The 25,960-nt window shown below is 73.9% G+C and carries 25 protein-coding genes; 7 read left to right on the plus strand and 18 right to left on the minus strand.

Going from position 1 to position 25,960, the window contains the following annotated elements; genetic code table 11:
* Positions 1 to 167 precede the first annotated feature (167 nt).
* On the plus strand, positions 168 to 1,373 hold the full coding sequence (locus AC067A_RS25935; RefSeq protein ID WP_479244879.1) for a PucR family transcriptional regulator: 1,206 nt from the start codon (positions 168 to 170) through the stop codon (positions 1,371 to 1,373).
* Positions 1,374 to 1,402: 29 nt separating this feature from the next.
* On the opposite strand, the gene AC067A_RS25940 is transcribed toward AC067A_RS25935, so the two are convergent.
* Positions 1,403 to 2,554 (minus strand): glycerate kinase, encoded by a 1,152-nt coding sequence (locus tag AC067A_RS25940; protein WP_479244880.1) that lies wholly within the window; start codon positions 2,552 to 2,554, stop codon positions 1,403 to 1,405.
* Between the two features lie 401 nt (positions 2,555 to 2,955).
* On the opposite strand from AC067A_RS25940, the gene AC067A_RS25945 reads away from it, so the two are divergent.
* Positions 2,956 to 3,954, plus strand: a complete 999-nt coding sequence (locus tag AC067A_RS25945) for an ADP-ribosylglycohydrolase family protein (protein ID WP_479244941.1) — start codon at positions 2,956 to 2,958, stop codon at positions 3,952 to 3,954.
* 47 nt (positions 3,955 to 4,001) lie between these two features.
* Here the strand turns inward: AC067A_RS25945 and AC067A_RS25950 are convergent, their stop codons facing one another.
* Positions 4,002 to 4,205 carry a type II toxin-antitoxin system VapB family antitoxin gene (locus AC067A_RS25950; RefSeq protein ID WP_479244881.1) on the minus strand — a complete coding sequence of 68 codons (204 nt, stop codon included), beginning with the start codon at positions 4,203 to 4,205 and terminating at the stop codon, positions 4,002 to 4,004.
* Positions 4,206 to 4,269: 64 nt separating this feature from the next.
* Here AC067A_RS25950 and AC067A_RS25955 point away from each other — a divergent pair, with 64 nt between their 5' ends.
* Positions 4,270 to 4,989, plus strand: a complete 720-nt coding sequence (locus tag AC067A_RS25955) for an SIR2 family NAD-dependent protein deacylase (RefSeq protein ID WP_479244882.1) — start codon at positions 4,270 to 4,272, stop codon at positions 4,987 to 4,989.
* 30 nt (positions 4,990 to 5,019) lie between these two features.
* Here the strand turns inward: AC067A_RS25955 and AC067A_RS25960 are convergent, their stop codons facing one another.
* From AC067A_RS25960 to AC067A_RS25985, 6 genes are all read right to left on the minus strand, one after another.
* Positions 5,020 to 5,523 (minus strand): methylated-DNA--[protein]-cysteine S-methyltransferase, encoded by a 504-nt coding sequence (locus AC067A_RS25960; protein WP_479244883.1) that lies wholly within the window; start codon positions 5,521 to 5,523, stop codon positions 5,020 to 5,022.
* Between the two features lie 6 nt (positions 5,524 to 5,529).
* On the minus strand, positions 5,530 to 7,017 hold the full coding sequence (locus AC067A_RS25965) for an AlkA N-terminal domain-containing protein (protein ID WP_479244884.1): 1,488 nt from the start codon (positions 7,015 to 7,017) through the stop codon (positions 5,530 to 5,532).
* A 92-nt stretch (positions 7,018 to 7,109) separates the two neighbouring features.
* Positions 7,110 to 7,874: a metallophosphoesterase gene (locus tag AC067A_RS25970; RefSeq protein ID WP_479244885.1), complete on the minus strand. Its 765-nt coding sequence runs from the start codon at positions 7,872 to 7,874 to the stop codon at positions 7,110 to 7,112.
* A gap of 113 nt (positions 7,875 to 7,987) precedes the next feature.
* Positions 7,988 to 8,608, minus strand: coding sequence for an L-threonylcarbamoyladenylate synthase (locus AC067A_RS25975; protein WP_479244886.1), 621 nt, complete (start codon positions 8,606 to 8,608; stop codon positions 7,988 to 7,990).
* 9 nt (positions 8,609 to 8,617) lie between these two features.
* Positions 8,618 to 10,021, minus strand: coding sequence for a phytoene desaturase family protein (locus AC067A_RS25980; protein ID WP_479244942.1), 1,404 nt, complete (start codon positions 10,019 to 10,021; stop codon positions 8,618 to 8,620).
* An 81-nt stretch (positions 10,022 to 10,102) separates the two neighbouring features.
* A complete protein-coding gene (locus AC067A_RS25985) occupies positions 10,103 to 10,939 on the minus strand; it encodes an inositol monophosphatase family protein (protein WP_479244887.1) in 837 nt (278 codons plus the stop codon).
* Positions 10,940 to 11,162: 223 nt separating this feature from the next.
* Here AC067A_RS25985 and AC067A_RS25990 point away from each other — a divergent pair, with 223 nt between their 5' ends.
* Complete coding sequence (locus tag AC067A_RS25990; RefSeq protein WP_479244888.1) at positions 11,163 to 11,972, plus strand: serine protease; 810 nt, start codon at positions 11,163 to 11,165, stop codon at positions 11,970 to 11,972.
* Here the strand turns inward: AC067A_RS25990 and AC067A_RS25995 are convergent.
* The gene (locus AC067A_RS25995; RefSeq protein ID WP_479244889.1) at positions 11,926 to 13,479 is read right to left on the minus strand and encodes an NCS1 family nucleobase:cation symporter-1; all 1,554 of its coding nucleotides are present in this window, start codon (positions 13,477 to 13,479) and stop codon (positions 11,926 to 11,928) included. The genes AC067A_RS25990 and AC067A_RS25995 overlap by 47 nt on opposite strands.
* Positions 13,480 to 13,787: 308 nt before the next feature.
* Here AC067A_RS25995 and AC067A_RS26000 point away from each other — a divergent pair, with 308 nt between their 5' ends.
* The gene (locus AC067A_RS26000; RefSeq protein ID WP_479244890.1) at positions 13,788 to 13,922 is read left to right on the plus strand and encodes a hypothetical protein; all 135 of its coding nucleotides are present in this window, start codon (positions 13,788 to 13,790) and stop codon (positions 13,920 to 13,922) included.
* A 62-nt stretch (positions 13,923 to 13,984) separates the two neighbouring features.
* On the opposite strand, the gene AC067A_RS26005 is transcribed toward AC067A_RS26000, so the two are convergent.
* The 7 genes from AC067A_RS26005 to AC067A_RS26035 all read right to left on the minus strand — a co-directional run bounded on the left by AC067A_RS26005 (position 13,985) and on the right by AC067A_RS26035 (position 21,266).
* The gene (locus AC067A_RS26005) at positions 13,985 to 14,989 is read right to left on the minus strand and encodes a TIGR03842 family LLM class F420-dependent oxidoreductase (protein WP_479244891.1); all 1,005 of its coding nucleotides are present in this window, start codon (positions 14,987 to 14,989) and stop codon (positions 13,985 to 13,987) included.
* Between the two features lie 10 nt (positions 14,990 to 14,999).
* Positions 15,000 to 16,403 carry a dihydropyrimidinase gene (gene hydA / locus AC067A_RS26010; RefSeq protein WP_479244892.1) on the minus strand — a complete coding sequence of 468 codons (1,404 nt, stop codon included), beginning with the start codon at positions 16,401 to 16,403 and terminating at the stop codon, positions 15,000 to 15,002.
* A 43-nt stretch (positions 16,404 to 16,446) separates the two neighbouring features.
* Complete coding sequence (locus AC067A_RS26015) at positions 16,447 to 17,727, minus strand: aspartate aminotransferase family protein (protein ID WP_479244893.1); 1,281 nt, start codon at positions 17,725 to 17,727, stop codon at positions 16,447 to 16,449.
* Positions 17,724 to 18,566 carry a nitrilase-related carbon-nitrogen hydrolase gene (locus AC067A_RS26020; protein ID WP_479244894.1) on the minus strand — a complete coding sequence of 281 codons (843 nt, stop codon included), beginning with the start codon at positions 18,564 to 18,566 and terminating at the stop codon, positions 17,724 to 17,726. Before AC067A_RS26020 ends, AC067A_RS26015 begins: the two co-directional genes overlap by 4 nt.
* A 362-nt stretch (positions 18,567 to 18,928) precedes the next feature.
* Complete coding sequence (locus AC067A_RS26025; RefSeq protein WP_479244895.1) at positions 18,929 to 20,485, minus strand: UL36 very large tegument protein; 1,557 nt, start codon at positions 20,483 to 20,485, stop codon at positions 18,929 to 18,931.
* Positions 20,486 to 20,575: 90 nt separating this feature from the next.
* Entirely contained in the window at positions 20,576 to 20,956 is a 381-nt protein-coding gene (locus tag AC067A_RS26030; RefSeq protein WP_479244896.1) for a PPOX class F420-dependent oxidoreductase, read from the minus strand.
* Positions 20,957 to 21,014: 58 nt separating this feature from the next.
* Complete coding sequence (locus AC067A_RS26035; RefSeq protein WP_386255443.1) at positions 21,015 to 21,266, minus strand: helix-turn-helix domain-containing protein; 252 nt, start codon at positions 21,264 to 21,266, stop codon at positions 21,015 to 21,017.
* A gap of 32 nt (positions 21,267 to 21,298) precedes the next feature.
* Between AC067A_RS26035 and map the strand changes: the two genes are divergently transcribed.
* The gene (map, locus tag AC067A_RS26040; RefSeq protein WP_479244897.1) at positions 21,299 to 22,066 is read left to right on the plus strand and encodes a type I methionyl aminopeptidase; all 768 of its coding nucleotides are present in this window, start codon (positions 21,299 to 21,301) and stop codon (positions 22,064 to 22,066) included.
* Positions 22,067 to 22,074: 8 nt separating this feature from the next.
* Here the strand turns inward: map and ggt are convergent, their stop codons facing one another.
* Positions 22,075 to 23,883: a gamma-glutamyltransferase gene (gene ggt / locus AC067A_RS26045; RefSeq protein ID WP_479244898.1), complete on the minus strand. Its 1,809-nt coding sequence runs from the start codon at positions 23,881 to 23,883 to the stop codon at positions 22,075 to 22,077.
* 104 nt (positions 23,884 to 23,987) lie between these two features.
* On the opposite strand from ggt, the gene AC067A_RS26050 reads away from it, so the two are divergent.
* Entirely contained in the window at positions 23,988 to 24,722 is a 735-nt protein-coding gene (locus AC067A_RS26050) for a hypothetical protein (RefSeq protein WP_479244899.1), read from the plus strand.
* On the opposite strand, the gene AC067A_RS26055 is transcribed toward AC067A_RS26050, so the two are convergent.
* Complete coding sequence (locus AC067A_RS26055; RefSeq protein ID WP_479244900.1) at positions 24,673 to 25,929, minus strand: cytochrome P450; 1,257 nt, start codon at positions 25,927 to 25,929, stop codon at positions 24,673 to 24,675. The genes AC067A_RS26050 and AC067A_RS26055 overlap by 50 nt on opposite strands.
* Positions 25,930 to 25,960 lie beyond the last annotated feature (31 nt).

A 25,960-nucleotide genomic window follows, 5' to 3' on the forward strand; every position in this document is an offset into this window, starting at 1 on the left:
ACCGGCCGTTCAGTGGCGCTCACCCCAGCACCGCGCCGGACCGCGCGTCCACGTTCCGCGGCCGAAACGCTGCCGGTGACCAGCGGGCGCGGCGGCGGGCTGTGCATGCGCACAACGCTGCGCGTCAGGGCTGTGCGCGGGGGCCCCGGGCGGTGGATCCTCCCGGCATGGGACGGCGCAGACGGCGGACCGGTGACGACTGGAAGGTGCTCGCTCAGGCGTGCGCGACGCTTCTGGAGCGGGTACCGGAACTGGTGGACGAGCATCTACGGGAGCTCCACGCGTACGAGCCCGCCTACGGGCGGATCCTTCCGTACGACCAGCACTGGCAGGAGGCCCGGGAGGCGATGCGGATCGGGATCGAGATGATCTCGGCGCCCCGCAACTCGCCCCGCCGGGACCTCGAGCACGCGGACGGGATGGGCCGGCGGCGGGCCGCGCAGGGCATGCCGCTGGAGCTCGTCGTGCACGCGTACCGGCACGCCGGGCACCTGGTGTGGGACGCGCTCATCGAGAGCGCCGGCACCGATGCGGGGCAGCTGGCCGCGCTGATGCAGTCCGCGACGACGGTGTGGTCCGCGGTGGACGCCCAGGCCGACACCGCGTCGGAGGCGTACCGGGCGGCCGAGCTGGAGCTCCGCCGCCGTACGGACGAGCAGCTCCAGGCCCTCCTCGACGCCCTCCTCCAGGGCCGGCGCTCCCCCGAGCTGGTGTCACGGGCGGCGGCCGGCCTCGACCTGCCGGAACAGGGCCGGTACGCGGTCGTCGTCCTCCGCTACGACCGGCGCGAGGAACGCGAGCCGTTCCACCGGCAGGTGCAGGGCGAAGGCGTCCGCTTCCTGTGGCGCATGGGCGCCGACTGCGAGCTGGGGGTGGTGGCGCTCGCCGGCGACACCGGACTCGACGCGCTCTCCGAACTCCTCGACGGCCGGTGCCCCGGTCCCGGCGGCATCAGTCCCGTCGTCGTCGGCCTCACCGAGCTGGGCCGCGCCCGGCGGCTCGCCGAGCTCGCCCTGCGCACCTGTCCGCCCGGCAGCCGCGAGATCGTCCGCCTCGACCGGCGGATGGCCGGCGCGCTCGTCGTGTCCCAGCCGGAGATGGCCGGGCTCCTCGTGTCCGACGTGCTCGGCGGGCTGCTCGAACTCGATCCGGCCGACCGGGCGGTCCTGCTGGAGACGCTGGACGCGTGGCTGGACTGCGAGGGGTCCGCGGGGCGGGCGGCCGGTCGCCTCTACTGCCACCGGAACACCGTCTTCAACCGGCTCCGCCGGCTCGAACAGCTCACCTCGCGGTCCCTGTCGCGGCCGCGCGACCTCACCGAGATGACCCTCGCGCTCGACGCCTTCCGCCTCACCCCCCAGCCCGGCCCCTGACCCGGGGCTCGGGCCTGCGAAGGGGTGGGTCAGGAGAGGAAGTCCTGGGCCAGGACGGCGGCGGTGGCTTCGAGGAGGGGCCCCGCCTGGGCGATGCAGGTGGCGGGGTCGGGCTCGAGGGCCGTGAGGGGGTACGCCCGGCGGATGCCCGCCGCCGCGAGCGCCTCGGGCGGGAGCACGAGACGGCCGCAGACCGCGACGACGTCCTTGCCGGCGGCCCGCGCGGCCGCGGCGACGCCGGCGGGGGCCTTGCCGTGGAGGGTCTGCTCGTCGAGGGAGCCCTCGCCGGTGATGACGAGGGTGGCGCGCTCCAGGGCGGGGGCGAAGCCGAGGACGTCGAGCATGAGCTCGATGCCGGGCCGGAAGCTCGCGCCGAGGATGAGCGCGCCGTAGCCGATGCCGCCGGCGCCGCCGGCCCCGGGGGCGAGGGCGGCTTCGGCGGCCCGGGGGCCGACGGCCTTCTCCAGGACGGTGGCGTAGTGGGCGAGGGCCGCGTCGAGGGTGCGGACGTCGTCGGGGGTGGCGCCCTTCTGGGGGCCGTAGACGGCGGGGGCGCCCTTGGGGCCGGTGAGCGGGTTGTCGACGTCGCTCGCGAGGATGAGGTCGATGTCGGCGAAGCGGGGGTCGAGCCCGGTGAGGTCGGCCGTGGCGAGGGCGGCGAGCGGCGCGCCGCCGGGGCCGACGGGTTCGCCGGCCGCGTCGAGGAAGCGGGCGCCGAGGGCGGCGAGCATGCCGGCCCCTCCGTCGGTCGTGGCGCTGCCGCCGACGCCGAAGACGATCGTGGTGGCACCCGCGTCGAGTGCGGCCCTCAGCAGCTCCCCGGAGCCGTACGTGGTCGCGGTGAGGGGTGCGAAGACGCCCCGCGGGAGGAGCTGGAGGCCGGAGGCCTCCGCCATCTCGACGACCGCGGTGGTGCCGCGCAGCGCGAACGCCGCGGTGACCGGCTCGCCGAGCGGTCCCGTCACGCGCACCTCGCGGCGTTCGAAACCGGCCGCGACGGCGGCCGCGACGGTGCCGTCGCCGCCGTCCGCGACGGGCAGGGTCTCCACCGTGAGCTCGGGGACGACCCGTCGCAGTCCTGCTGTGACCCGCTCCGCGACCTGTACGGCCGTGAGCGAGCCCTTGAACTTGTCGGCCGCCACGAGCACGTGAGCGACCTGAGTTGCTGCTCCGTCCGTCACCTTGCATCCCTTGCTTTCGAACGTGCAGTCGCGCCGAGGCTGACCCTATCCGGACCGCCGGACGGCGTGCCACCCCCTGATGAGGCGATATTCCGCACCATAGTGGGGTCACATGAGCACGGAACGGATCGAACGGGGACCGCGCGAGCGGCCCGCGCCCGAGGGCCCGGGCGCGGGCCCGGCCCGGCACCACGCCCCGCACGGGCTGCGGGACGCGGTGCGGACCCCGGTCGGGGAGGCGAGGGCCGAGCGGGGCGGCGACCCTCACCACCGCCCGCGCCGGGCCGCGAGGGCCCGTACCGGCGGGGAGCCTTGCGAGGGGGAGGGCTGAGGTGGACCTGGGACACGACGCGCTCGCGGACCGGATCCTGGGCGGCTGGACGGGCCGGATCGCCGGGAACATGCTCGGCAAGCCGGTGGAGCGCGGGGACCACTGGACCCGGGAGCACATCGACGCGTACCTGCGGCTGACGGACGCGCTGCCGCTGACGGACTACCTGCCGCCTCCGCCGCCGGACGCGACCGGTTTCGAGCTGCGGCCCGAGTGGCCGAGGTGCGTGCGCGGCGGCGTCGACGGCAGCTGCCGGGACGACGACGTCGACTGGTCGGTCCTGGGGCTGCACCTCCTGGAGACGCGCGGCTTCGGCTTCACGACCGAGCAGCTGGGCGAGGAGTGGCTGTCGCGGCTGCCGTACCTGCAGACCTTCACCGCCGAGCGCGTCGCGTACCGGAACCTCGCGAACGGGCTGCGGCCGCCGCTGACGGCCACGTACGACAATCCGTACCAGGAGTGGATCGGCGCCCTGATCCGGGCCGACGCCTACGGCTGGACCTGTCCGGGCGACCCGCGCCGGGCCGCCTCGCTGGCCCGCCGGGACGCGGTCCTCTCGCACACCGGGAACGGCGTGTACGGCGCGATGTGGGCGGCCGCGATGATCGCCGCCGCCTTCACCGCGCCCGACGTCCGCTCCGTCCTGGAGGCGGGCCTGGAGCGGATCCCGGCGAGCAGCCGGCTCGCCAGGACCGTGCGGGGGACGATCGCCCTGTACGCGTCGGGGCTCGGCTGGTCCGACGCGCTCGACGAGGTGGCGGAGCGGACGGCGGGGCTCGGTTGGATCCACACCGTCCCGAACGCGGCCGTCCTGACCGCCGGACTCCTGTACGGCGAGGGGGACTTCACCCGCACGATCGCGCTGACCGTGCGCGGTGGCCTCGACACGGACTCCAACGGCGCGACGGCGGGCTCGGTGGCGGGGGTGATGTGCGGGGCCGCCGCCATCCCGTCGCGGTGGAAGGAGCCGCTGCGGGACCGCGTGGACAGCGCGGTGTTCGGCTTCGACGGCGTCCGGATCAGCGAACTGGCCCGGCGGACGCTGCGGTTGGCGGCGCCGTCGGCGTGACGGGCGGGAAGGCCGTCGGCTCGGCGGACCCGTCCGGCAACGGGGGCTCAGCCCTGCGGGGGCTCCGGCGGGACGATCTCGCCGGTGCGGTGGGGCTCGTCGCGACCGGCGACCCGGGCCTCGGTACGGTGTCCCCGCGCGATGTAGTCGCGGACGACGGCCTCCACCGCGTCCTGCGGGCTGCCGACCCCCGCCAGCACCATGACTTCCACGACGAGTTCGGCGTCGAGCGCGATGTTCACCTTGGCCATGCCGGCAACGTAGCACCCGGAAACCCGTTCGCGGGAGCGGGCGGCCCGTGCCTAGGGTCGTCCCATGACCATGGTGGCGATTCTCAGCGGGGCCGGCATCTCGACGGACTCGGGCATCCCCGACTACCGGGGGCCGAACGGCCTGTGGCGCCGGGACCCCGAGGCGGAGCGGCTCGTCACCTACGGGCCCTACATGGAGGACCCTGAGATCCGCCGCCGCTCGTGGCGGATGCGGCTCGACGGCCCGGTGCTGCGCGCCGAGCCGAACGTGGCGCACCGCGCGATCGCGGCGTACGAGCGGGCCGGCGGCCACGCGCTGCGGGTGATCACGCAGAACGTGGACGGGCTGCACCAGGCGGCGGGGGTGCCCGAGCGGAAGGTCCTCGAACTCCACGGCTCGGCGCGGTCGGTGGTGTGCACGGCCTGCCACGCCCGCTCGTCGATGGCGGAGGCGCTCGACCGGGTGCGGGCCGGGGAGGACGACCCGGCGTGCCGGGTGTGCGGCGGGATCCTGAAGTCGGCGACGGTGATGTTCGGCCAGCGGCTCGACCCGGTGCTGCTCGGTCAGGCCATGTCGATCGCCAAGGCCGCCGACGTGTTCGTCGTGGTCGGCAGCAGCCTCCAGGTCCAGCCGGCGGCCTCCCTCGCGGGGATCGCCGCCGAGCACGGGGCCCGCCTGATCATCGTGAACGCCGAGCCGACCCCGTACGACCCCGTCGCCGACGAGGTCGTGCGGGAGCCGATCGGCACGGCGCTGCCCGCGCTCCTGGACCGGCTCCGGTAGGCGGGACCTTCCGGACGGGGACCGGGGGCCCTAGAAGAGGGCGGCGGGCTCCTGCGTTCCCGACTCGAAGGCGAGGAGGCGCTGTTTGCGGTCGAGGCCGCCGCCGTAGCCGGTGAGGCCGCCGCCCGCGCCGATCACCCGGTGGCAGGGGACGATGATGCTGACGGGGTTCTTGCCGTTGGCGAGTCCCACGGCCCGGGACGCTCCGGGGTTGCCGAGCTCCTCGGCGAGTTCGCCGTACGTCCGGGTCTCGCCGTACGGGATGCGGAGCAGCCGGTCCCAGACGCGCAGCTGGAACGGCGTGCCCATCAGGTTCAACCGCAGGTCGAACGAGGTGAGTTCGCCCGCGAAGTAGGCGTCGAGCTGGCGGATCGCCTCGCCGAAGGGCCGCGGGTCGGGCTCGCCGAACGTCTCCTCGGGCGGCCGGTGGCGCTGGCCGGTCATGTGGACGCGGCTGAGGACGCCGTCGACGGCGACGAGCGTCAGCGGGTCGTACGGGCTGTCGACGACGGTGTGCCGGACGGTGGGGGCCATGGTGCTTCAGTGTCCTTCGCTGGGCAGGTGGTTGATCGGGTGGTCGTCGGTCGCCCAGAGGTACTGGACGGCGTAGGCGCGCCACGGGCGCCAGTGGGCGGCGCGGGCGACGAGCGCCGCCGGGGTGCCGGGCAGGCCCAGTCCCCCGGCGGCACGGCGGACGCCGAGGTCGCCGGGGAGGAAGGCGTCGGGGTCGTTGAGCGCGCGCATGGCGATGATCTCGGTGGTCCACGGCCCGAAGCCGGGCAGGGCGAGCAGCCGGGCGCGCGCCTCCTCCCGGTCGTCGGCGGGCCCGAGGGTCAGGGAACCGTCGGCGAGGGCCCCGACCAGGGTGAGCAGGGTGGTCCGGCGGCTGCGCGGCAGGGCGAGGGTCGCGGGGTCGAGGGCGGCGAGCGCCCCGGGGTCCGGGAAGAGGTGGGTGAGGCCGCCCTCGGGGTCGTCGACGGGGACTCCGTGTGCGGCGACGAGCCGGGCGGCGTGGGTGCGGGCGGCGGCGGTGGAGACCTGCTGGCCGAGGACGGCCCGTACGGCGAACTCGGCGGGGTCGACGCTCCCGGGCACCCGGCGGCCGGGGGCCGCGTCGACGAGCGGTGCGAGCAGCGGGTCGGCGCGCAGCCGCTCGTCGACGGCGACCGGGTCGGCGTCGAGGTCGAGGAGCCGTCGGCAGCGGCTGATCGCGTGGGCGAGGTCGCGGGGGTCGGTCAGGGACAGCCGGCAGGCGATGTGGTCGGCGCGGGGGGCCAGGGCGACGATGCCGTGCCCGTACGGGAGGCTCAGCGTCCGGCGGTAGGCGCCGTCGCGCCATTCCTCGACGCCGGGGACGGCGGTGGCGGCGAGGTGGCCGAAGAGGTTGGAGGGCTCCAGCGGGGCGCGGAACGGCAGCCGGAGGCTGATCACGCCGGGGGTGGCGGACGCGTCGGCCGGGGACCGGCGGGCGGCCCGGGCGCGGAGTTCTCCGGGGGTGAGCGCGAAGACCTCGCGGACGGTGTCGTTGAAGGTGCGGATCGAGGAGAAGCCGGCGGCGAAGGCGACCTGGCCCAGCGGCATCGGGGTCGTCTCGATGAGCACCCGGGCGGTCTGGGCCCGCTGGGCGCGGGCGAGGGCGAGGGGTCCGGCGCCCAGTTCGGCGAGGAGCTGGCGCTCGATCTGGCGGGTGGACCAGCCGAGGCGCCGGGCGAGGCCGGGGACGCCCTCCCGGTCGACGACGCCGTCCTGGATGAGCCGCATGGCACGGGCGACGGCGTCGGCCCGGACGTTCCACTGGGGCGAACCGGGGCTGGTGTCGGGCCGGCACCGCTTGCAGGCCCGGAAGCCGGCGCGCTGGCAGGAGGCGGCGCTGGGGTGGAACTCCATGTTCTGCGGCTTGGGCGGCACGACGGGGCAGCTGGGCCGGCAGTAGATCCGGGTGGTGCGGACGGCGGTGAAGAACACGCCGTCGAAGCGGGCGTCCTTCGACTGGACGGCCCGCACGCAGCGCTCGGTGTCGGTGTGCATGCCTCCAGGATCGGGGACGGACGGCTCGCGGGCTGGCGAGAAAACGACATGGTCGTCCGGCCCCGCTCCCGGGGGCGTCCGCGACGGCGGCGTCAGACGGTGACGGTCCGGTAGTGGGTGGTCAGCCGGCCGTCGTCGCCCAGGACGTGGAAGGCGAGGCCGGGCGGCAGCCCGAGGTGGACGTTCTCGTCGTCCGGGCTCGGGTTCTCCCAGGGCAGCCGGAGGGTGGAGACGACGCCCGGTGCGACCAGCAGCGGGCGCCCGGCGAAGGTGGTGGCGGCGGCGGTGTGGGCGTGCCCGGCGAGGAACGCCGTGAGGTGGGGGTGGCGGTCGGCGAGCGCGGCGAGCCGCTCCTCGCCGAACTGCCGGATGCCGTCGACGTACGGGGTGTGCAGCGGTACCGGCGGGTGGTGGAAGCCGACGAGCACGGGCACCTCGTGCGGGGTGTCGGCGAGGACGCCGTCCAGCCACTCCAGCGTCTCGTCCTCCAGGTACCCGTCGTCCTCGCCCGGGACGGAGGAGTCGCAGAGGGCGATCACGAAGCCGTCGCCCCGCAGCACCTGGTTGACGGGCGCGTCCGGGCGCGTGCCGGCGCCCTCCGGGAGGAGGCTCTTGCGGAAGTCCGCCCGGACGTCGTGGTTCCCGGGGCAGACCAGCAGCGGGTGCCGGGAGACGAGCAACTCCCGCGCGACGGCGTATCCGTCCGGGCTCCCGAGGTCGGCGATGTCGCCGGTGACGAGGACGGCCGCGAGGTCGTGCGGGAGTTCCTCCAGGTACCGCATGACCGCCCGGGTGCGGGCGGCGCTGCGCGGGTCCACGTCGACGTGGATGTCGCTGACATGGGCGATGACGATCACGTGACTCTGTCCTCCGTCGGTTCGGGTGAGCGGATGCCGTCCCGACCGTACGGTGATCACCGTCCGTTCCGTAAGGGCCGCCGTGCGGGTGGTGGCCCGTTCCCGGCGTCGTCCTACTCGAACCGGGTGGTGTCCCCGGCCCCGCGCCGCACGATCTCGGGCTCGCCGCCGGAGAAGTCGACGACGGTGGTCGGTTCGGTCCCGCACTCGCCGGAGTCGAGCACCGCGTCGACCTGGTGGTCGAGGCGCTCCTTGATCTCCCAGCCCTGGGTGAGGGGTTCGGCCTCGTCGGGCAGGAGGAGGGTGCTGGAGAGGAGCGGCTCGCCGAGTTCGGCGAGGAGCGCCTGGGTCACCACGTGGTCGGGGATGCGGACGCCGACCGTCTTCTTCTTGGGGTGGAGCAGCTGGCGGGGCACCTCCTTGGTGGCGGGGAGGATGAAGGTGTACGCCCCGGGGGTCGCCGCCTTGACCGCGCGGAACACGTCGTTGTCGATCTGCACGAGCTGGCCCAGCTGGGCGAAGTTCTGGCACATCAGCGTGAAGTGGTGCCGGTCGTCGAGGTCGCGGATCGACCGGATGCGGCTGATGCCGTCCCGGCTGCCGAGCCGGCTGCCCAACGCGTAGCAGGAGTCGGTCGGGTAGGCGACGAGCGCTCCGTTCCGGATGCTGTCGGCCACCGCGGAGATGGTGCGGGGCTGGGGGTTGTCGGGGTGGACGTCGAAGTACTTGGCCATGGGGGCAGTCTATTTTCGCAGCCGTCGCCACACGGCCTTCGCCGCGTTGTGGCCGGACATCCCGTGCACGCCGGGGCCGGGCGGGGTGGCGGAGGAGCAGATGAACACCGCGGGGTGCGGGGTGGCGTAGGGGCGCAGCGAGAGCGTGGGGCGCAGCAGGAGCTGGAGGCCGCGTGCGGCGCCGCAGGCGATGTCGCCGCCGACGTAGTTGGCGTTGCGCGCGGCGAGTTCGGGCGGTCCCGCGGTGGCGCGGGCGAGGACGCGGTCACGGAAGCCGGGGGCGAAGCGCTCGATCTGGCGCTCGATCGCCTCGGTGAGGTCGCCGCGCCAGCCGTTGGGCACGTGACCGTAGGCCCAGAAGACGTGCTTGCCCTCGGGGGCGCGGGACGGGTCGACGAGGCTGGGCTGGGCGGTGATGAGGAAGGGGGCGTCCGGGGCGGTGCCGGAGGAGGCCTCGCACAGCGCGGTGTCGATCTCGCCGGCGCTGGGGCCGACCTGGACGGTGCCGGCCCGGCGGGCCTCCTCGGCGGTCCACGGCACGGGGCCGTCCAGGGCGTAGTCGATCTTGAAAACGCTCGCGCCGTACTTGTAGTGGTCGTAGTGCCCGCCGAAGCCCGCGATCCGGGCGAGGGCGGTCGGCGACGTGTCGAAGACGTAGGCGCGGGCCGGCGGCAGGTCGTCGAGGCGCTTGACCTCGAAGTCGGTGTGGACGGCGCCGCCGAGGTCCTTGAGGTACGCGGTGAGGGCGTCCGAGATCGACTGGGAGCCGCCCCGGGGCATGGGCCAGCCGCCGGCGTGCGCGGCGAGCGCGAAGACCAGGCCGACGGCGCCGGTCGCGAAGCCGCCCAGCGGGGCGATCACATGGCCGACGAGGCCGGCCAGGAGCGCCGGGGCCTTCTCGTCCCGGAACCTTCTCATCAGCCAGGTGGAGGGCGGCAGCCCGGCGAGGCCGAAGCGGGCGAGGGTGACCGGATCGCGGGGCAGCGCGGTCAGCGGCAGCTGCATGAAGTCCCGGGCCAGGGTGTCCCACTTGCCGACGAAGGGGGCGACGAGCCGGCGGTACGTCCCGGCGTCACGCGGCCCGAAGGAGGCGGCGGTCTCGGCGACGGAGCGGGCGAGGACGGCGGCGGTGCCGTCGTCCCAGGGGTGGGCCATGGGAAGTTCGGGGTGCAGCCACTCCAGGCCGTACCGGTCCAGCGGCATCGTCTTGAAGACGGGCGAGCCGGCGCCGAGCGGGTGCACGGCGGAACAGGGGTCGTGCCGGAAGCCGGGGAGCGTCAGCTCCTCGGTCCTGGCGCCGCCGCCGACGGTCGGCTCGGCCTCGAACACGGCGACCGAGAAGCCGCGCCGGGCCAACTCCACGGCGGCGGTCAGTCCGTTGGGCCCCGCCCCCACGACGACAACATCGAGCATCGACGTCCTGTTCGTCACCTTCGGACTCCTTCGTCAGCCGATGGCCAAGGCTCCCAGGATAGGCCGGTGGTCCGGCCGGGCTCACCGCCCCCCGAGGAGTCCGCGGATCCGCTCCGCGGTCGCCGCGTCCCGGGCCGCGGTGAACGGCATCGCGTTGCCCCCGGTGATGCGGAACGGCTCGCCCGCGACCGTCGTGTCCGCACCGCCCGCCTCGGCGACCAGGAGCAGTCCGGCGGCGTGGTCCCAGGCGTACTCCCAGTTGAACGCGACGGCGTCCAGCGCCCCCCGCGCCACGGCGAGGTACTCCAGCCCGGCGGAACCGCACGGGCGGCGGCGCACGCCCTCCGTGTCCAGGCTCAGCAGGGCGCGCTTCTGCTCGGGCGTCGTGTAGTCCGGGTGCGAGGTGGCGACCTCCAGGACCGCGCCGGGACCGGGCGATCCGGACCGCAGCGGGCGCCCGTCGAGCGTGGCCCCCCGGCCGCGCACCGCGACGGCGAACTCGTCCAGGGCGGGGGCGAAGGTCCAGGAGGCGAGGACCTCGCCGTGGCGGGCCAGCGCCACGAGGGTGCAGAAGGCGGGGTCGCCGTGGACGAACGGGCGGGTGCCGTCGACGGGGTCGACGATCCACACCGGCGCGTCGCCGCGCAGCGCCTCGTAGACGACCGGGTCGGCGTGCACGGCCTCCTCGCCGACCACGACGGAGCCGGGCAGCAGCGCGGTCAGGGAGGCGGTGAGATGGGCCTCCGCGGCCCGGTCGGCCACCGTGACCAGGTCGTGCGGCCCGTTCTTCTCCACGATCTCGTCGGCGGAGAGCTGCCGGAACCGCGGCATGATCTCGGCGGCGGCCGCCTTGCGGACCGCCTCCTCCACCTCGGCCGTGCCACCGCTGAGGACGTGCTCAAGGAAGTCTCCGATCATGCCCCCAGCTAAGCACGGCCGTCTGACATCCGGACCACCGCTGCGGCCACCTCCCGTTCACCCGGCCGGCCGCGCCCCGCGCCGGTCCCGGCGTCAACCGGCCGTGACCGGGGTGGGCCTTGATCGTTGACGAGCAGGCGGGCCGGGACGGCGCGCGGGACGGGCAGAGGAAACGTCCCGGCAGCGCGCGGGCCCGGGATGCGTGGTCGAGGTCGGAGGGTTCATGGGCTGGGCGAGGAAGGTCGCGGCGGCGGTGGCGGGGGCGGCGGCCGGAGCGTGGGTGCTCGGAGCGGGGGCCGCGGAGGGGATCGTGGGCGGGCAGGAGGCGAGTCCGCACCAGTACCCGTACATGGCCGGTCTGGTGGACCTGGAGGAGAGGAGGGTGATGTGCGGCGGGGCGCTGATCGGGGAGCGGTACGTGGTGACGGCGGCGCACTGCGTGACGGGCTCGTACAGCCGCACGGAACGGGTCGGGGTGCTGCTCGGCGAGCATGACCTCACGTCGCGGGAGGACAGCCCGAACGCGGTGATGGCGGCCGCCGCCCGGATGATCGTGCATCCCGAGTACGACCCCGAGAGCCAGCGGAACGACATCGCGCTCGTCCGGCTGGCCGAGCCGGTCGCGTTCGGCCGGGACGTGCGTCCGATCGACCTGCCCGCCCCGTTCGCCCGCGGGGCCTTCGACCGCACGTGGGTCGAGGCGCCGGGCTGGGGCGCCACCTCGTTCGGCGGGCGCACCTCGGACGTCCTGCGGACGGTGACGCTGGAGACGATGAGCAACCCGGTGTGCGGGAGCCGGGGGATGCCGGACGTCACCCCCGCGCAGCTGTGCACGTACGCGCCCGGGCGGGACACCTGCCGGTACGACTCCGGCGGACCGCTGGTGCGCACGGTCGCGCGGAAGCCGTACCTGGTCGGCCTGGTCTCGTACGGGAAGGGCTGCGCGACCGACACCCCGGCGGTGAACACCCGGGTGTGGTCGTACCTCAGCTGGATCGAGCGGACGACCGGGCGGCCGGTCCGCGCCTCATGAGGGCGGTGTGCAGGAGCAGGGAGGCGACGAGGCCGACGGCCCAGCCGTAGTCGGCGAGGGGCTTGAGGAAGGGGATGAGGCCGTCCTCGGGGAAGGGGCCGGTGCCGGGGGCCGAGTGGGAGCCGCCGACGGCCAGGACGCCGCCGACCGCGAAGGCGAGGACGGCCGCCGGGTTCCAGCCTCCCCGGTACCAGTAGGGCCCGTCGGCGCGGTAGAGCCCTTCGAGGTCGAGGACGGTGCGGCGGACGAGCCAGTAGTCGGCGATGAGGATGCCGGCGACCGTGCCGAGGAGCCCGCCGACCAGGCCGAGCCAGGTGAAGATGTACAGCTCCGGGGTGGCGGTGAGCTTCCACGGCATGACGAGCACGCCCACGACGCCGGTGATCAGCGCGCCCGTGCGGAAGTTCACCAGTTTCGGGGCCAGGTTGGCGAGGTCGTAGGCCGGGGACACCACGTTCGCCGCGATGTTCACCGACAGGGTGGCGACGAGGACGGTGACCAGGGCGAAGAGGAGCCCGAAGACGCTGTCGGTCTTGGCGGCGAGGGCCACCGGATCCCAGACGGGCGCCCCGTACACGGCCTGCGAGCCCGAGGTGACGAGCACCGACAGCAGCGCGAACAGCGTCATGGTGGTGGGCAGGCCGAGACTCTGGCCGAGGATTTGGGAGCGCTGCCCGGCTCCGAAGCGGGTGAAGTCCGGGATGTTGAGGCTGAGGGTCGCCCAGAAGGCGATCATGCCCATGAGGGCCGGGAAGAAGACGGGCCAGAAGTCGGCGCCCCAGCCGAGCCGTGAGGGCTGGTCGAGGAGGGGGCCGAGGCCGCCCGCCTCGACCGTGATCCATCCGAGCAGGGCGAGCGCGCCGACGATGACGAACGGCGCGGCCCAGTTCTCGAAGCGGCGCAGCGCCTCCATCCCCCGGTGGATGACGGCGAGTTCGAGCACCCAGAAGAGACCGAAGCAGAGCCAGAGGGTCCACGGCTGCCCGGCGACCCGCGCCGCGTCCGCCCAGCCGCCGCCGGTGAGCTCCTGGAGGATCTTGTCGAGCAGGACGAAGACGCCCTGCCCGCCGATCCAGGTCTGGATGCCGAACCAGGCGCAGGCGACCCCGGCGCGGATGAGGGCGGGCAGGTTGGCCCCGCGCAGCCCGAAGGAGGCGCGGGCGAGGACCGGGAAGGGGATGCCGTACTTGGGGCCGGCGTGGCCGGTGAGCAGCATCGGGAGCAGGACGACGACGTTGGCGAGGGCGATGGTGAGGACGGCCTGCTTCCAGTCCATGCCGAGGGCGACGAGACCGGAGGCCAGCATCCACGACGGGATGTTGTGGGCCATGCCGACCCAGAGGGCGGCGAAGTTGTACGTGGTCCAGCGGCGCTCCGCGAGGGGGACCGGGAGCAGGTCGTCGTTGACGAAGCGGGAATCGGCGGGGGCTGCGCCGGGCGCGAGCTCGACCCGCCCGTCGGAGGGGTCGGATATGCCGGGTTGCCCGGAGGAGGCGGTGGCGGTCATGGACGGAACCTTTCGTTCGGGGACGGAACGAGGTCACGTGCGGCGGAGCGGTCGCGTGCGGCGGAACGCGGTCAACGGGCAGCTGTACCCGAAGCACCCCGCGCCTCACCTCCTGCACGATCTGGGCACGACGATCCGGCGGGACCTCGCGTTCTGGAGCGAGGAGGACATGGCCGGGTTCCTGCCGGATCCGGTGGGGGCGAAGCCCGGCGAACCGCTGCCGGCGGCGACGGCCACCACGGGGGAGACGGTCTTCCTCCGTGTTCCCGCGGAGCCCTCGTCGCCCTGGCGCGTCCTGGTCCAGGAGTATGGACAGTCCGTCCTGGACCCTCTACGAGACGACGTTCGGCCCGTGGCTGCTCGCCTACCTCAAGGGGAGGGACGTGACGCCGTGTTCCCGCGGCCGCGCCCCTGACGGTCCGACGTACGAGTTCCTTCCCTGACGTCCTCGGGAACGGCCGGCCCCCCCGCCGCCCCGTCGCGGGGTCCTGCCGCTCCCCGGTCCTCACGCGCCGCCGAGGGCGGGGATGATGTCGGATCCGTACGCGTCGATGGTGGCCTCCTTGGCGTCGTGCATGGCGTAGACGGCGAACTGGTCGACGCCCATGTCCCGGAGGCGCCGGAGCTTCTCGACGTGGGCCTCGACCGGGCCGAGGAGGCAGAAGCGGTCGACGATCTCGTCGGGGACGAAGTCGGTGGACGGGTTGTCGGCGCGGCCGTGGTGGCTGTAGTCGTAGCCGTGCCGGTCCTTGATGTACGCGGTGAGCTCCTCCGGCACCATCCCCGAGTGCTCGCCGTACTTCTCCACCAGGTCGGCGACGTGGTTGCCGACCATGCCGCCGAACCAGCGGCACTGCTCGCGCGCGTGGGCCAGGTCGTCCCCGACGTACGCGGGAGCGGCGACGCAGATGGTGAGGGCGTCGGGGTCGCGGCCGGCCTCCCGCGCCGCCTCGCGCACGGCCTTGACCATCCACTCGGTGAGGAAGGGGTCGGCGAGCTGGAGGATGAAGCCGTCGGCCTTCTGCCCGGCGAGGGCGAGCGCCTTGGGCCCGTACGCGGCCATCCAGACGGGCAGCTTGCCGTCCTTGACCCACGGGATGCGGATCGGGTTGCCGTCGACCTCCGCCTCCCGGCCCTCCGCGAGGTCGCGGATGACGTCGATGGCCTCGCCGAGCCGGGCGAGGGTGTTGGGCTTGCGGCCCGCGACGCGCATGGCGGAGTCGCCGCGGCCGATGCCGCAGACGGTCCGGTTGCCGTACATGTCGTTGAGGGTGGCGAAGGTGGAGGCCGTCACCTCCCACGTGCGGGTCCCCGGGTTGGTGACCATCGTGCCGACGTGGAGCTTGGTGGTGTGTTCCAGGATCCGGCTGTAGATGACGAAGGGTTCCTGCCAGAGCACGGCGGAGTCGAAGGTCCAGCCGTAGCGGAAGCCGTTGCGCTCCGCCCGGCGCATCAGCCCGACGACCTGCGAGGCGGGCGGGTCGGTCTGCAGGACGAGTCCGAAGTCCAACGTCGTTCTCCTAGTTCAGGTACTGACAGGTGGAGCGGGGGGTGAAGACGCCGTGTCCGGCGCGGCCGGTGAACTTCCGCTGGTCGATGACGGGTTCGCCGCGCGAGAGGACCGTCTCGACCTGTCCGGTGATCGTCTTCCCCTCGTACGCGGAGTAGTCGACGTTCATGTGGTGGGTGGCCGCGGAGATGGTCTGGCGGGCGTGCGGGTCGTAGACGACGATGTCCGCGTCGGCGCCGGGCGCGATCGTCCCCTTCTGCGGGTAGAGGCCGAACATCCGGGCCGGGGTGGCGCAGGCGATCTCGATCCAGCGGCGGCGGGAGATGTGCCCGTCGACGACGGCCTGGTGGAGGAGGTCCATGCGGTTCTCCACGCCCGGCAGGCCGTTGGGGATCTTCGAGAAGTCGCCGCGGCCGAGGTCCTTCTGCCCGGTGAAGCAGAACGGGCAGTGGTCGGTGGAGACCACCTGGAGGTCGTTGGTGCGCAGTCCGCGCCAGAGGGCCGCCTGGTGCTCCTTGGGTCGCAGCGGCGTCGAGCAGACGTACTTGGCGCCCTCGAAGCCCGGCTCCGCGAGGTTGTCGGTGGAGAGGAAGAGGTACTGGGGGCAGGTCTCGCCGAAGACCGGGAGGCCCTTGTCGCGGGCGGCGGCGATCTCGGCGACGGCCTCCTCGGCGGAGACGTGGACGACGTAGAGCGGTGCGCCGGCGACCCGGGAGAGCTGGATCGCGCGGTGGGTGGCCTCGGCCTCCAGGAGCGCCTTGCGGACCTCGCCGTGGTAGCGGGGGTCGGTCTCGCCGCGGGCGAGGGCCTGTTCGACGAGGACGTCGATGGCGATGCCGTTCTCGGCGTGCATCATGATCAGCCCGCCGTTGTCGGCGGAGCGCTGCATGGCGCGCAGGATCTGCCCGTCGTCGCTGTAGAAGACGCCGGGGTAGGCCATGAAGAGCTTGAAGGAGGAGATGCCCTCCTGGACGAGCCGGTCCATCTCCTTGAGGGTGTGCTCGTTGACGTCGGAGAGGATCATGTGGAAGGCGTAGTCGACGGCGCAGTTGCCGTCGGCCTTGGCATACCAGGTGTCGAGTCCTTCGCGCAGGCTGCGGCCCACGCTCTGCACGGCGAAGTCGACGATGGTGGTGGTGCCGCCCCAGGCGGCGGCGCGGGTGCCGGTCTCGAAGGTGTCGGAGGCGAAGGTGCCTCCGAAGGGCAGCTCCATGTGGGTGTGGGCGTCGACGCCGCCCGGCAGGACGTAGCGGTCGGTGGCGTCGATGGTCCGGTCGGCGGTCCAGCCCGCCGCCGCGTCCGAGCCGTGGGCCGCGAGGGCGGCGACGCGGCCGTCCTCGATCAGCACGTCGGCGTGGACTTCGTCGGCGGCGGTCACGACGAGACCGCCCCGGATGAGGGTACGGGTGCTCACGGGACTTCTCCCCTGCCAACTAGAGGGTTCGGAGGGCGTGTTCCTAGAGGGTTCGGAGGGCTTGTTCGAGGATGGCGGCGCCCTCTTCGGCCTCGGAGACGGTGAGCGAGAGCGGCGGGGCGATGCGCAGGGTGCTCGTGTTGTGGCCGCCGCCCTTGCCGATGAGCAGTCCGCCCTCGCGGGCGGCCTCCAGGATCGCGGCGGCCGCGTCCGGGTTCGCCCGTTCGGTTCCCGGCTCGGTCAGCTCGATGCCGATCATGAGGCCGCGGCCGCGGACCTCCCGTACCTCCGGGACGCCGGCGCAGGCGGCCCTGACGCGTTCGATGAGGAGGCCTCCGACGCGCCGGGCGTTGCCCTGGAGGTCGTGTTCCAGGAGGTACGAGAGGTTGGCGAGCCCGGCGGCCATGGTGACCGGCGAGCCGCCGAAGGTCGAGATGGAGTTGGCGTCGAGGCAGTTCATGATCCCGGCGCGGGCGACGACTCCGCCGACGGACATGCCGTTGCCGATGCCCTTGGCGAAGGTGAGGATGTCGGGCGGCCCGGCCTGGCCGTGGGCCTGCCACCCCCAGAAGTGTTCGCCTGTGCGGCCCCAGCCGGTCTGCACCTCGTCGGCGATCCAGAGGATGCCGTGCCGGTCGAGGACGCGGCGGAAGGCCGCGTACAGGCCGTCGGGCGGGGAGGTGAAGCCGCCGACGCCCTGGATCGGCTCGGCGATGAGGGCGGCGACGTCCCTGGTGTGGCCGAGGAGGTCCTCGAGGTCGGCGACGCAGGCCTCCACGAACCGCTCGTCGGTGTACTGGGCGTACGGGCCGCGGGTGCGGACACCGCCGTGCACGTACAGCGTCTGGAGCGGGGAGAGGCCGGTGGGCGACCAGGCGCGGTTGCCGGTGATGCCGACGGTGGAGAAGGAGCGGCCGTGGTAGCTGTTGCGCATGGCCAGGATCTGGTTCGAGCGGCGGTACGCGGTGGCGAGCAGGAGGGCCGTGTCGTTGGCCTCGGTACCGGAGGTGGTGAAGAAGACGCGGGCGTCCGGGATGCCGGAGAGACCGGCGATCCGCTCGGCGAGCTCCACCATGGGCCGGTTGAGGTAGAGCGTCGAGGAGTGGATGATCCGCCCGGCCTGCTCGGCGACCGCCTTGGTGACCTCGGGCAGGGCGTGGGCGGTCATGGTGGTGAGGATGCCGCCGAAGAAGTCGAGGTACCGGCGTCCGTCGGCGTCCCAGACGTGGCGGCCCTCGCCGTGGGTGATCTCGATGGGGTCTCGGTAGTAGAGGGCGACCCAGTCGGGGATGACGGCCTTGTGCCGGTCGAAGAGGCTGCTCACGGCTGCACCAGCCCGTCGTACGCGTCGGGGCGGCGGTCCCGGTAGAAGGCCCACTGCTGGCGCACCTGTTCGATGAGGCCGAAGTCCAGGTCGCGGACGATCAGTTCCTCCTCCTTGTCGGAGGCGACGTCGCCGACGAACTGTCCGCGCGGGTCGACGAAGTAGCTGGTGCCGTAGAAGTCGTTGTCGCCGTACTCCTCGATGCCGACGCGGTTGATGGCGGCGACGAAGTACTCGTTGGCGACGGCCGCGGCGGGCTGCTCCAGCTGCCAGAGGTGGGAGGAGAGGCCGCGGTGGGTGGCGGAGGGGTTGTAGACCAACTGCGCTCCGTTGAGTCCCAGTTGGCGCCAGCCCTCCGGGAAGTGCCGGTCGTAGCAGATGTAGACCCCGACCCGGCCGACGGCGGTGTCGAAGACCGGCCAGCCGATGTTGCCCGGGCGGAAGTAGTACTTCTCCCAGAAGCCCTTGACCTGCGGGATGTGGTGCTTGCGGTACTTCCCCAGGTAGGTGCCGTCGGCGTCGATGACGGCGGCGGTGTTGTAGTAGAAGCCCTCGCCCTCGACCTCGAAGACGGGGACCACGATCACCATCCCGGTCTCCCGGGCGAGCTCCCGCATCCGGGAGACGGTGGGGCCGTCGGGGACGGGTTCGGCCCAGCGGTAGTGCTCGGGCTCCTGGACCTGGCAGAAGTAGGGGGCGTTGAACACCTCCTGGAAGCCGATCACCTTCGCACCCTGCCGGGCCGCCTCCCGGGCGTGCTCCTCGTGTTTGGCGATCATGGATTCGGTGTCGCCCGTCCAGGTCGCCTGGACGAGCGCGGCGCGTACGACGTCGGTCATGAGCTGCTCCTTCGGCACGGCGTCAGAGAGCCTCTACGCACGTAGACGCGATGCGTAGGAGGAGAACGTAAGCCCCGTCACACCCCGGAGCAAGACCGCCGCCGTGAAGCGGCCGGGTCGATCATGTTTCATACCCGAGTGGTCCACGTCGGACACGTACCGACACGTACGGACCCGTACCGCCTCGTACGGAAAAGGCCCGCGACCGGGCCCCCACGGACCGGCGACGGACGGGTCGGACCCGGCGGCAAGCGGGGGCTCGGGCCTGGCGGCAAGCAGGGTCCCGGCCCCGGCCTGCTCGGCCGGCGCGAACGAACGGCCGACACGGCCGGGGCGACCAGCGCGACCGGGGCGACCGGGCGTCAGACCGCCGCCAGGCCGGCCACGCGCAGGGCGTGCAGCAGGTCGCGCTCGCGGGAGTCGGACACCGCGCGGGCGGCGTCGAGGAGTTGGGGGACGAGGCCGCGCGGGTCCACGCCCGCGAGCCGGGCCGCGTCCTCGGGGGCACGGACGCGGACGAACGCCGTGAGCAGGGCACGGGCCTCGCGGTGGTGGCCCTCGGCGCGCAGCGCTGCGCACGCCCCGGCCAGTTCATCGACGGGCCGGGCCACGCCCTGGCGCAGGAGGTGCTCGCAGTCGGCCGCGCGGCCCGCGTCGGACAGCGCGCCCGCGACGGCGGCGAGCCGGCCCGGCGGCAGCGAGGCGGCCTCCCAGAGCAGGGTGGCCCAGTCGGCACCGAGCCCGGCCCGGTGCAGCTCCGCCGCGAGGGCGGGCAGCCGGTCGGCCGGTCCGCCGAGCGCCTCGCACAGCAGGGCGTGCGCCTCGCCGCTCCGGCCCTGGGCGCGAAGCCTGCGGAGCGCGTAGACCGCGTTGGCCGCGGCCCGGACCGCCTCCTCCGAGTCCGGCAGCGGGGCCCGGTCCGCGCGGCCCGGCCCGTCGGGCTCCGCCGAGCCCCCGAACCTGGCCCCCCGAGGTGCGTTTCCCCAAGCCGGCAGCACGGGCAGCGGCTCGGGCACGGTCGTCGCGTCCGGCCCCTCGGCGTCCTCCTCCAGCCAGGCGTACCGGGCGCCTCGCGGCCGCCGCCTGCCCTTGAGGGCCTTGGCGCCGTCCGCCGCCGGGCCGGCTGCCGGGGCCGGCGCGGCGAGCACCGGGCGGGCCGGCCGCGTCGGCGTGCCGACCCGCGGCCCCACCGGCCGGGTCGGCGCGGTCACCGCCGGGCCGTCCGGGCGGGCCGACGTGGCGATCTGCGCGCCGTCCGGCCGGCCCGGCGTGGTGGTCGTCGCGCCGTACGGGCGGGCCTGCACGGCGGCCACCGGGCCCACCGGCCGATTCCGCTCGGCCGCCACCGGGACCGCCGGGCGGCCCGGCATGGCGACCACCGGGCCGACGGGGCCGGTCAGGGCCGGGCTGCGGGCCTCCTCGGCCGCCGCACGGGCGAGACGGTCCGTCAGTTCGTGGACGCGGGCCACGGCCCTGGCGTGGTCGTCGTGGAGCCAGGCGAGGTCGTGCTCCAGCCGGGCGGTCTCGTCGGGACCCGGTGCGGGGGAGGCGCGGAGGCGGGCGCCGAGTTCGCGGGAGCGGGATTCGGCGTGACGGCGTTCGCGTTCCATCAGGTCCCGGCGTTCGGCGAGCGCGGCCGCTCCGCCGGGCCGGCGATCGTGGGCGGCGGCGGCCGCCGCGTACAGGGTCCGGCCGCTCGCGGCGAACGGCCCGTCGGCGGCCTCTCCGGCGTCCTGGAGGAAGGACTCGACGACGTCCCAGGGCAGCAGCTCCGCCCCGTCGAAGCAGGCGCGCAGACCCTCCGGGTCGCGTTCGGCGAAGACGCCGTACCAGCCGGCGCCGGGACGGAGGCGGACGGCGAGCTCCGCCAGCCACTCCGTGAACGTGCCGTTCTCCACCGGCGATCGATACACCGTCATGCGTTACGCACCTGCCCCGCGGTCGACTGGAACCGTCCGGTCCGCGGGTATTGGACCGCAGTCGTGTTACGGGACGACTACGGACCGTTTTCAGAACGTCACGACGATCCCGGTGTGCGGGCGCTTGCCGCGCCGGGCGATCATGGCCGGCACGTCGGTCAGCCAGAACTGCCAGCCGTACTTGCGCGACAGCAGACCCCTGATCCGGCGCAGCTCCTCCCCCTCCACCAGCCTGCCCTCGCCGCTGACCCGCTCGGCCCCCTCGGCGACCTTGCCGCGCACGTCGCACACGGCGACCTCGACCCGGGGGTCCTTCCGCAGCCGCTTGACCTTCCACGAGTCGGTGCGGGTCCAGGCGTACAGCTCGGAACCCTCCACCGCGTACCAGACGGGCGTGGCGACGCCGGTGCCGTCCTTGCGGAAGGTGGTCAGGCTGACGTAGCGGCCGCGCCGCAGCTCTTCGGAGATCATGCGAGGAGCCTACGGCCGCCCGATGACGCGCGTCGGGCCAGGCCGGGGCCGGGTGGGATCAGACCGGGGCCGGGGTGCAGAGCACCACGAGCTCGTCCATGGAGAGGTCGAGGACCCCGGCGAGCGCGGCGACGGTGAAGAAGGCCGGCGTCGGGGCCCGGCCCGTCTCGATCTTGCGGAGGGTCTCGGCGGACAGGCCGGCGGCGGCGGCGATCTCCACCATGGACCGCTCGCCGCGTGCCGAACGGAGGAGGAGGCCGAGCCGCTCGCCGCGCTCGCGCTCTTCCGGGGTCAGGGGTGTGCGTACCATGCCGCCATTCTAATACCGGTATAGTAATTGGCATGGTGGAGATCAAGACGAACGAATCCCTGGCGGCCATGCGCGAGGCGGGGCGCGTGGTGGCACGTGCCCTCGCGGCCGTACGCGAGAAGGCGGCGCCCGGCGTGGCGCTGACCGAGCTCGACCGCGCCGCCCGCGAGGTCCTGGCGGAGGAGGGCGCCGGCTCCCCCTTCCTCGACTACCACCCGGAGTGGGCGCCGGTGCCGTTCCCGGCCGTCGTCTGCCTCTCCGTGAACGACGCGATCGTGCACGGCATCCCGGGCACGACCCGGCTGGCCGACGGCGACCTCGTGTCCGTGGACTGCGGCGCGACGCTGGGCGGCTGGGTCGGCGACGCGGCTGTCAGCTTCACCGTCGGCCGCGCCCGGCCCGAGGACACCCGCCTGATCGCCACGGCCGAGCGGGCCCTGGAGGCCGGCATCGCGGCGGCCGTCGTCGGCAACCGCGTCGGCGACATCGCGCACGCCGTCGGCCGGGTCTGCCGGGACGCCGGATACGGCATCCCCGACGGCTTCGGCGGCCACGGCATCGGCCGCACCATGCACGAGGACCCGGGCGTCCCCAACGAGGGACGCCCGGGCCGCGGCATGAGGCTCCGGCACGGCATGGTGCTGGCGATCGAGCCGATGGTCATCGGCGGCGGCACGGACGACCACTACACGGCCCGTGACGGCTGGACCATCCGCACCTCCGACGGCTCCCGCGCCTCCCACGCCGAGCACACCGTGGCCGTCACGGACGCCGGCCCGCGCGTCCTCACCGCGCCGTAGCCCCGGCCCTAGGGCGCCGGGCGGACCACCATCGCCGAGCCGCCGCCCCTGCGGACCGTCTCCGCGGCGGCCAGCCAGCGGCCGTCGGGGAGGCGCTGGACGCCGGTGGCCGCGCCGATCTCCGGGTTCTGCCGGAAGCCGTGCCCGATCGCCTCCAGCCGCGCCCGCAGCGGACTGTTCCACAGGGCGGGTTCGAGTTCGGTGGTGGCCTGGTTGCGCTGGCTGGCGCGGGGCGCGGCGATCGCGTCGACGAGCGGGAGGCCGCGGTCGACGACGCCGGTGAGGGTCTGGAGGACGGTGGTGATGATGGTGGCGCCGCCCGGGGAGCCGAGGGCGAGGACGGGCCGGTCGTGGCGGTCGAGGACGATCGTCGGGGAGATCGAGGAGCGCGGCCGCTTGCCCGGTCCCGGCAGGTTCGGGTCGTGCACGGCCGGGTTGGCCGGCGCGAAGGAGAAGTCGGTCAGCTCGTTGTTGAGCAGGAAGCCCCGGCCCGGCACGGTGATCCCGCTGCCGCCGGTGGACTCGATGGTCAGCGTGTAGGCGACGGTGTTGCCCCACTTGTCGGCCACCGTCAGATGGGTCGTGTTCTCGCCCTCGTACGTGGTCGGGGCCGCCGTCCCGCCGCTCGCGCACGGCACCGGGTTCGCCGGGTCGCCGGGCGGGAGGGGGCTGGTCAGGGCCGTGTCGTCGCGGATGAGGCAGGCGCGGGAGTCGGCGTAGCGCTGGGACAGCAGGCCGCGCGTCGGCACGGACTCGAAGGCCGGGTCGCCGACCCAGCGGCCGCGGTCGGCGAAGGCGATGCGGCTGGCCTCGATGTGCCGGTGCAGGTACCCGGCCGGGGAGGCGGCGGCGAGGTCGGTGCCCTCCAGGATGTTCAGCGCCTCGCCGACGCTCGTGCCGCCCGAGGACGAGGGCGCCATGCCGTACACGTCGAGCCCGCGGTACGAGACCTTGGTGGGCTTGCGGAACTCGGTGCGGTACGCGCCGAGGTCACGCTCCGTCAGGTCGCCGGGACGGACGATCCGGGTCGCGCCCGGGCGGACCCGGGGGGCGCGGACGGTGTTCACGATGTCCCGGGCCAGCGGCCCCCGGTAGAGGGCTCCGACGCCCTCGCGGCCGAGCTTCTCGTAGGTGCGCGCCAGGTCGGGGTTCTTGAACGTGGCGCCGACCACCGGCAGCTGCCCGCCGGGCAGGAAGAGTTCCGAGGTGGCGGGGAAGTCGCGGAACCGGGCCTCGTTGGCGGCGGTCTGGGCACGGAAGGTGGTGTCGACGGTGAAGCCGTCGCGGGCGAGTCGTTCGGCGGGTTCGAGGAGGGCGCCGAGCCGTTTGCTGCCCCACGCGTCGAGCGCGGCCCGCCAGGTGGCGGGGGTGCCGGGGGTGCCGACGCCGAGGCCGCTGGTCTGGCCCTCCTCGAACGGGATGGGCTTGCCGTTCTCCGTGAAGAGGTTCGCGTCGGCGGAGCGGGGGGCGGTCTCGCGCCCGTCGATGGTGTGGACGGTGCGGCTCTTCGCGTCGTAGTACACGAAGTAGCCGCCGCCCCCGATGCCCGCCGAGTAGGGCTCGGTGACGCCGAGGGCGGCCGCGACGGCGACGGCCGCGTCCACGGCGTTGCCCCCCTTGCGGAGCACCTCGACGCCGGCGGCCGAGGCGTCGGCGTCGACACTGGCGACGGCCCCGCCGTACCCGACGGCGACGGGTTCCTTGACGGGTGGCGGCGCGGCGGCCGGCGGGGACTGGGCCGGGGCGGCGGCACCCATCGAGAGCACCGTCGCCGCGACGGCGAGAGCGGAGACCTTCCCAGCGGCGGAGCGACGCATTCCTACCTCCAGTCAACGACCGTCCGCGCAGCGTAACTTCCTCCCGCCCCTTCCGTCAGGACCGCCTCGAACAAGGGGCCGGTCCGCCGATAGCATGCGCGCCCATGAACGAAGACGTGCGGAACATCGTGCTCGGGGTCCTGGCGACCGGGGTCAGCGCCTCCTTGGGATGGCTGGCCCGCACGTATCTCTGGCGGCGCCGGCTCCGCCGCAAGCAGGCCTTCTTCGGCCTGCCCTCCGGCACGGAGTGCCTGCTCGTGGTGAACCGTCTGGCCGGCAGCGAGCGCGGCGTGCACGCCACCGACGTCTCAGCGCTGATCGAACTGTCGGCGCTGGTCAAGGACTGCGGGGCACGGCCCCGCATCGTGCAGCACGACACGGCCCGGCAGGGCCTGGGCGAGATAGCGGAGTTCTGCATCGGCGGTCCCTACTCCAACCGGCGCATGGCAGCCCATCTGCCGAACCTGCTGCCGGGACTCACCATGAACGTCGAGCAGGAACCGGTCGAGGACCGGGGGATGTTCACCGTGGCGGGCGAGGCCTACCGCGCGGAGTGGGGAGTGAGCGAGTACGTCGTCCTCGCCCGCCTCACCCGCGGCGAGGGCGTCCGTCCCGTGTTCCTGCTCTGCGGCCAGGCCGCGGTCGCCAATCAGGCCGCGGCGAGACATCTGGCCCGCCACCACAGGGAACTGGCCGGCACGTACGGGTCGGACGGCTCCTTCGTACTGCTCCTGAAGGTGGTCAACTCGCAGGCCTACGGCCCCGACGTCGTGGAGCTCGTCGCCGACGTCACGCGGGTCGCGCTGTCGGCTCCTTCAGCCGCACCGGCAGCGACTTGATCCCGTTGATGAAGTTGGACACCAGCCTGCGGGGCGGCCCGGCGAGCTCCACGCCTCCGCAGGCCCGGCGCGCCTCCTCGTACAGCACCCGGAGCTGAAGCCGGGCGAAGTGGGCGCCGAGGCAGACGTGCGGGCCGTCGCCGAAGGAGACGTGCGGGTTCGGCGTCCGGCCCAGGTCGAGGCGGTGCGGATCGGTGAAGACGCGCTCGTCGTGGTTGGCCGAGGCGTGGAAGACGACGACCTTCTCGCCCGCGCGGACGACCTGCCCCGCCAGTTCGGCGTCGCGGTTCGCCGTGCGCCGGAAGGAGAGCACCGGCGGGTGCACGCGCAGGAGTTCGTCGACCGCCGCCTCCACGGGAACCTCCGCGTTCCACAACCTCCGCTGTTCGCCGGGGTGTTCGGCCAGGGCCAGGAGGCCGCCGGGGGCGGCACTGCGGACCGTGTCGTTCCCGGCGACGGTCAGCAGGAAGAAGAACATCTCCAGTTCCGCGTCGGCCAGTTCGGACGTGGCCAGCGACGTCATGACGTCGTCGGCGGGATGCGCCCGCTTGTACGCGGCGAGTTCCTGGGCGTACGCGAACATCTCGGCGAGCATCGCGGGCGAGCGGGGGTTCACCGGCCGGCCCTGCGGGTCGAGGACGGGCGGCTCGTCGGGGTCCTGGTAGGCGATGACCCGCTCGGTCCAGGTGTGGAGCAGCCCCCGGTCGCTCGCGGGCACCCCGAGCAGGTCGGTGAGGTTGAGGAGCGCGTAGTCGTCGGTGACGGCCCGGACGAGGTCCACCTCGCCGCCGGCGGCGAGCGCTTCGGCCAGCAGCCCCCCGGCCCGCTCGCGCGCCGTCACCGCGAACCGCTCGATCCGCCCCGGCGTGAAGGCCCGGCTCACGAGCCGCCTCAGCCTCCCGTGCTCCGGCGGGTCCTGATTGAGCATCATGCGCCGGATGAAGGGCAGGTCGGCGGGGTCCGGGTCCCGGATCTGGGTGGCGCCGAGGTGCGAAGAGTACGTCTCCGAGTCCTTGAGCACGCGGACGACGTCGGCATGCCGGGTCACGGCCCAGAAGCCGGTTCCGGCGGGCCAGCCGAGGATCTCCGGCTCCGCCTGCCGGGCGACGGGGTGGTGGTCGCGCAGCTCGCGGAAGCGGTCGTGCGGGACGCCCGCGGCGTAGATCCGCGGATCGAAGACGTCGGGTGCGACGATCCTGCTCTGCACCAGGCCTCCCGTCGGAGTGAAGACGTCACCA

It is taken from the genome of Streptomyces sp. NPDC043176 (assembly GCF_056436715.1).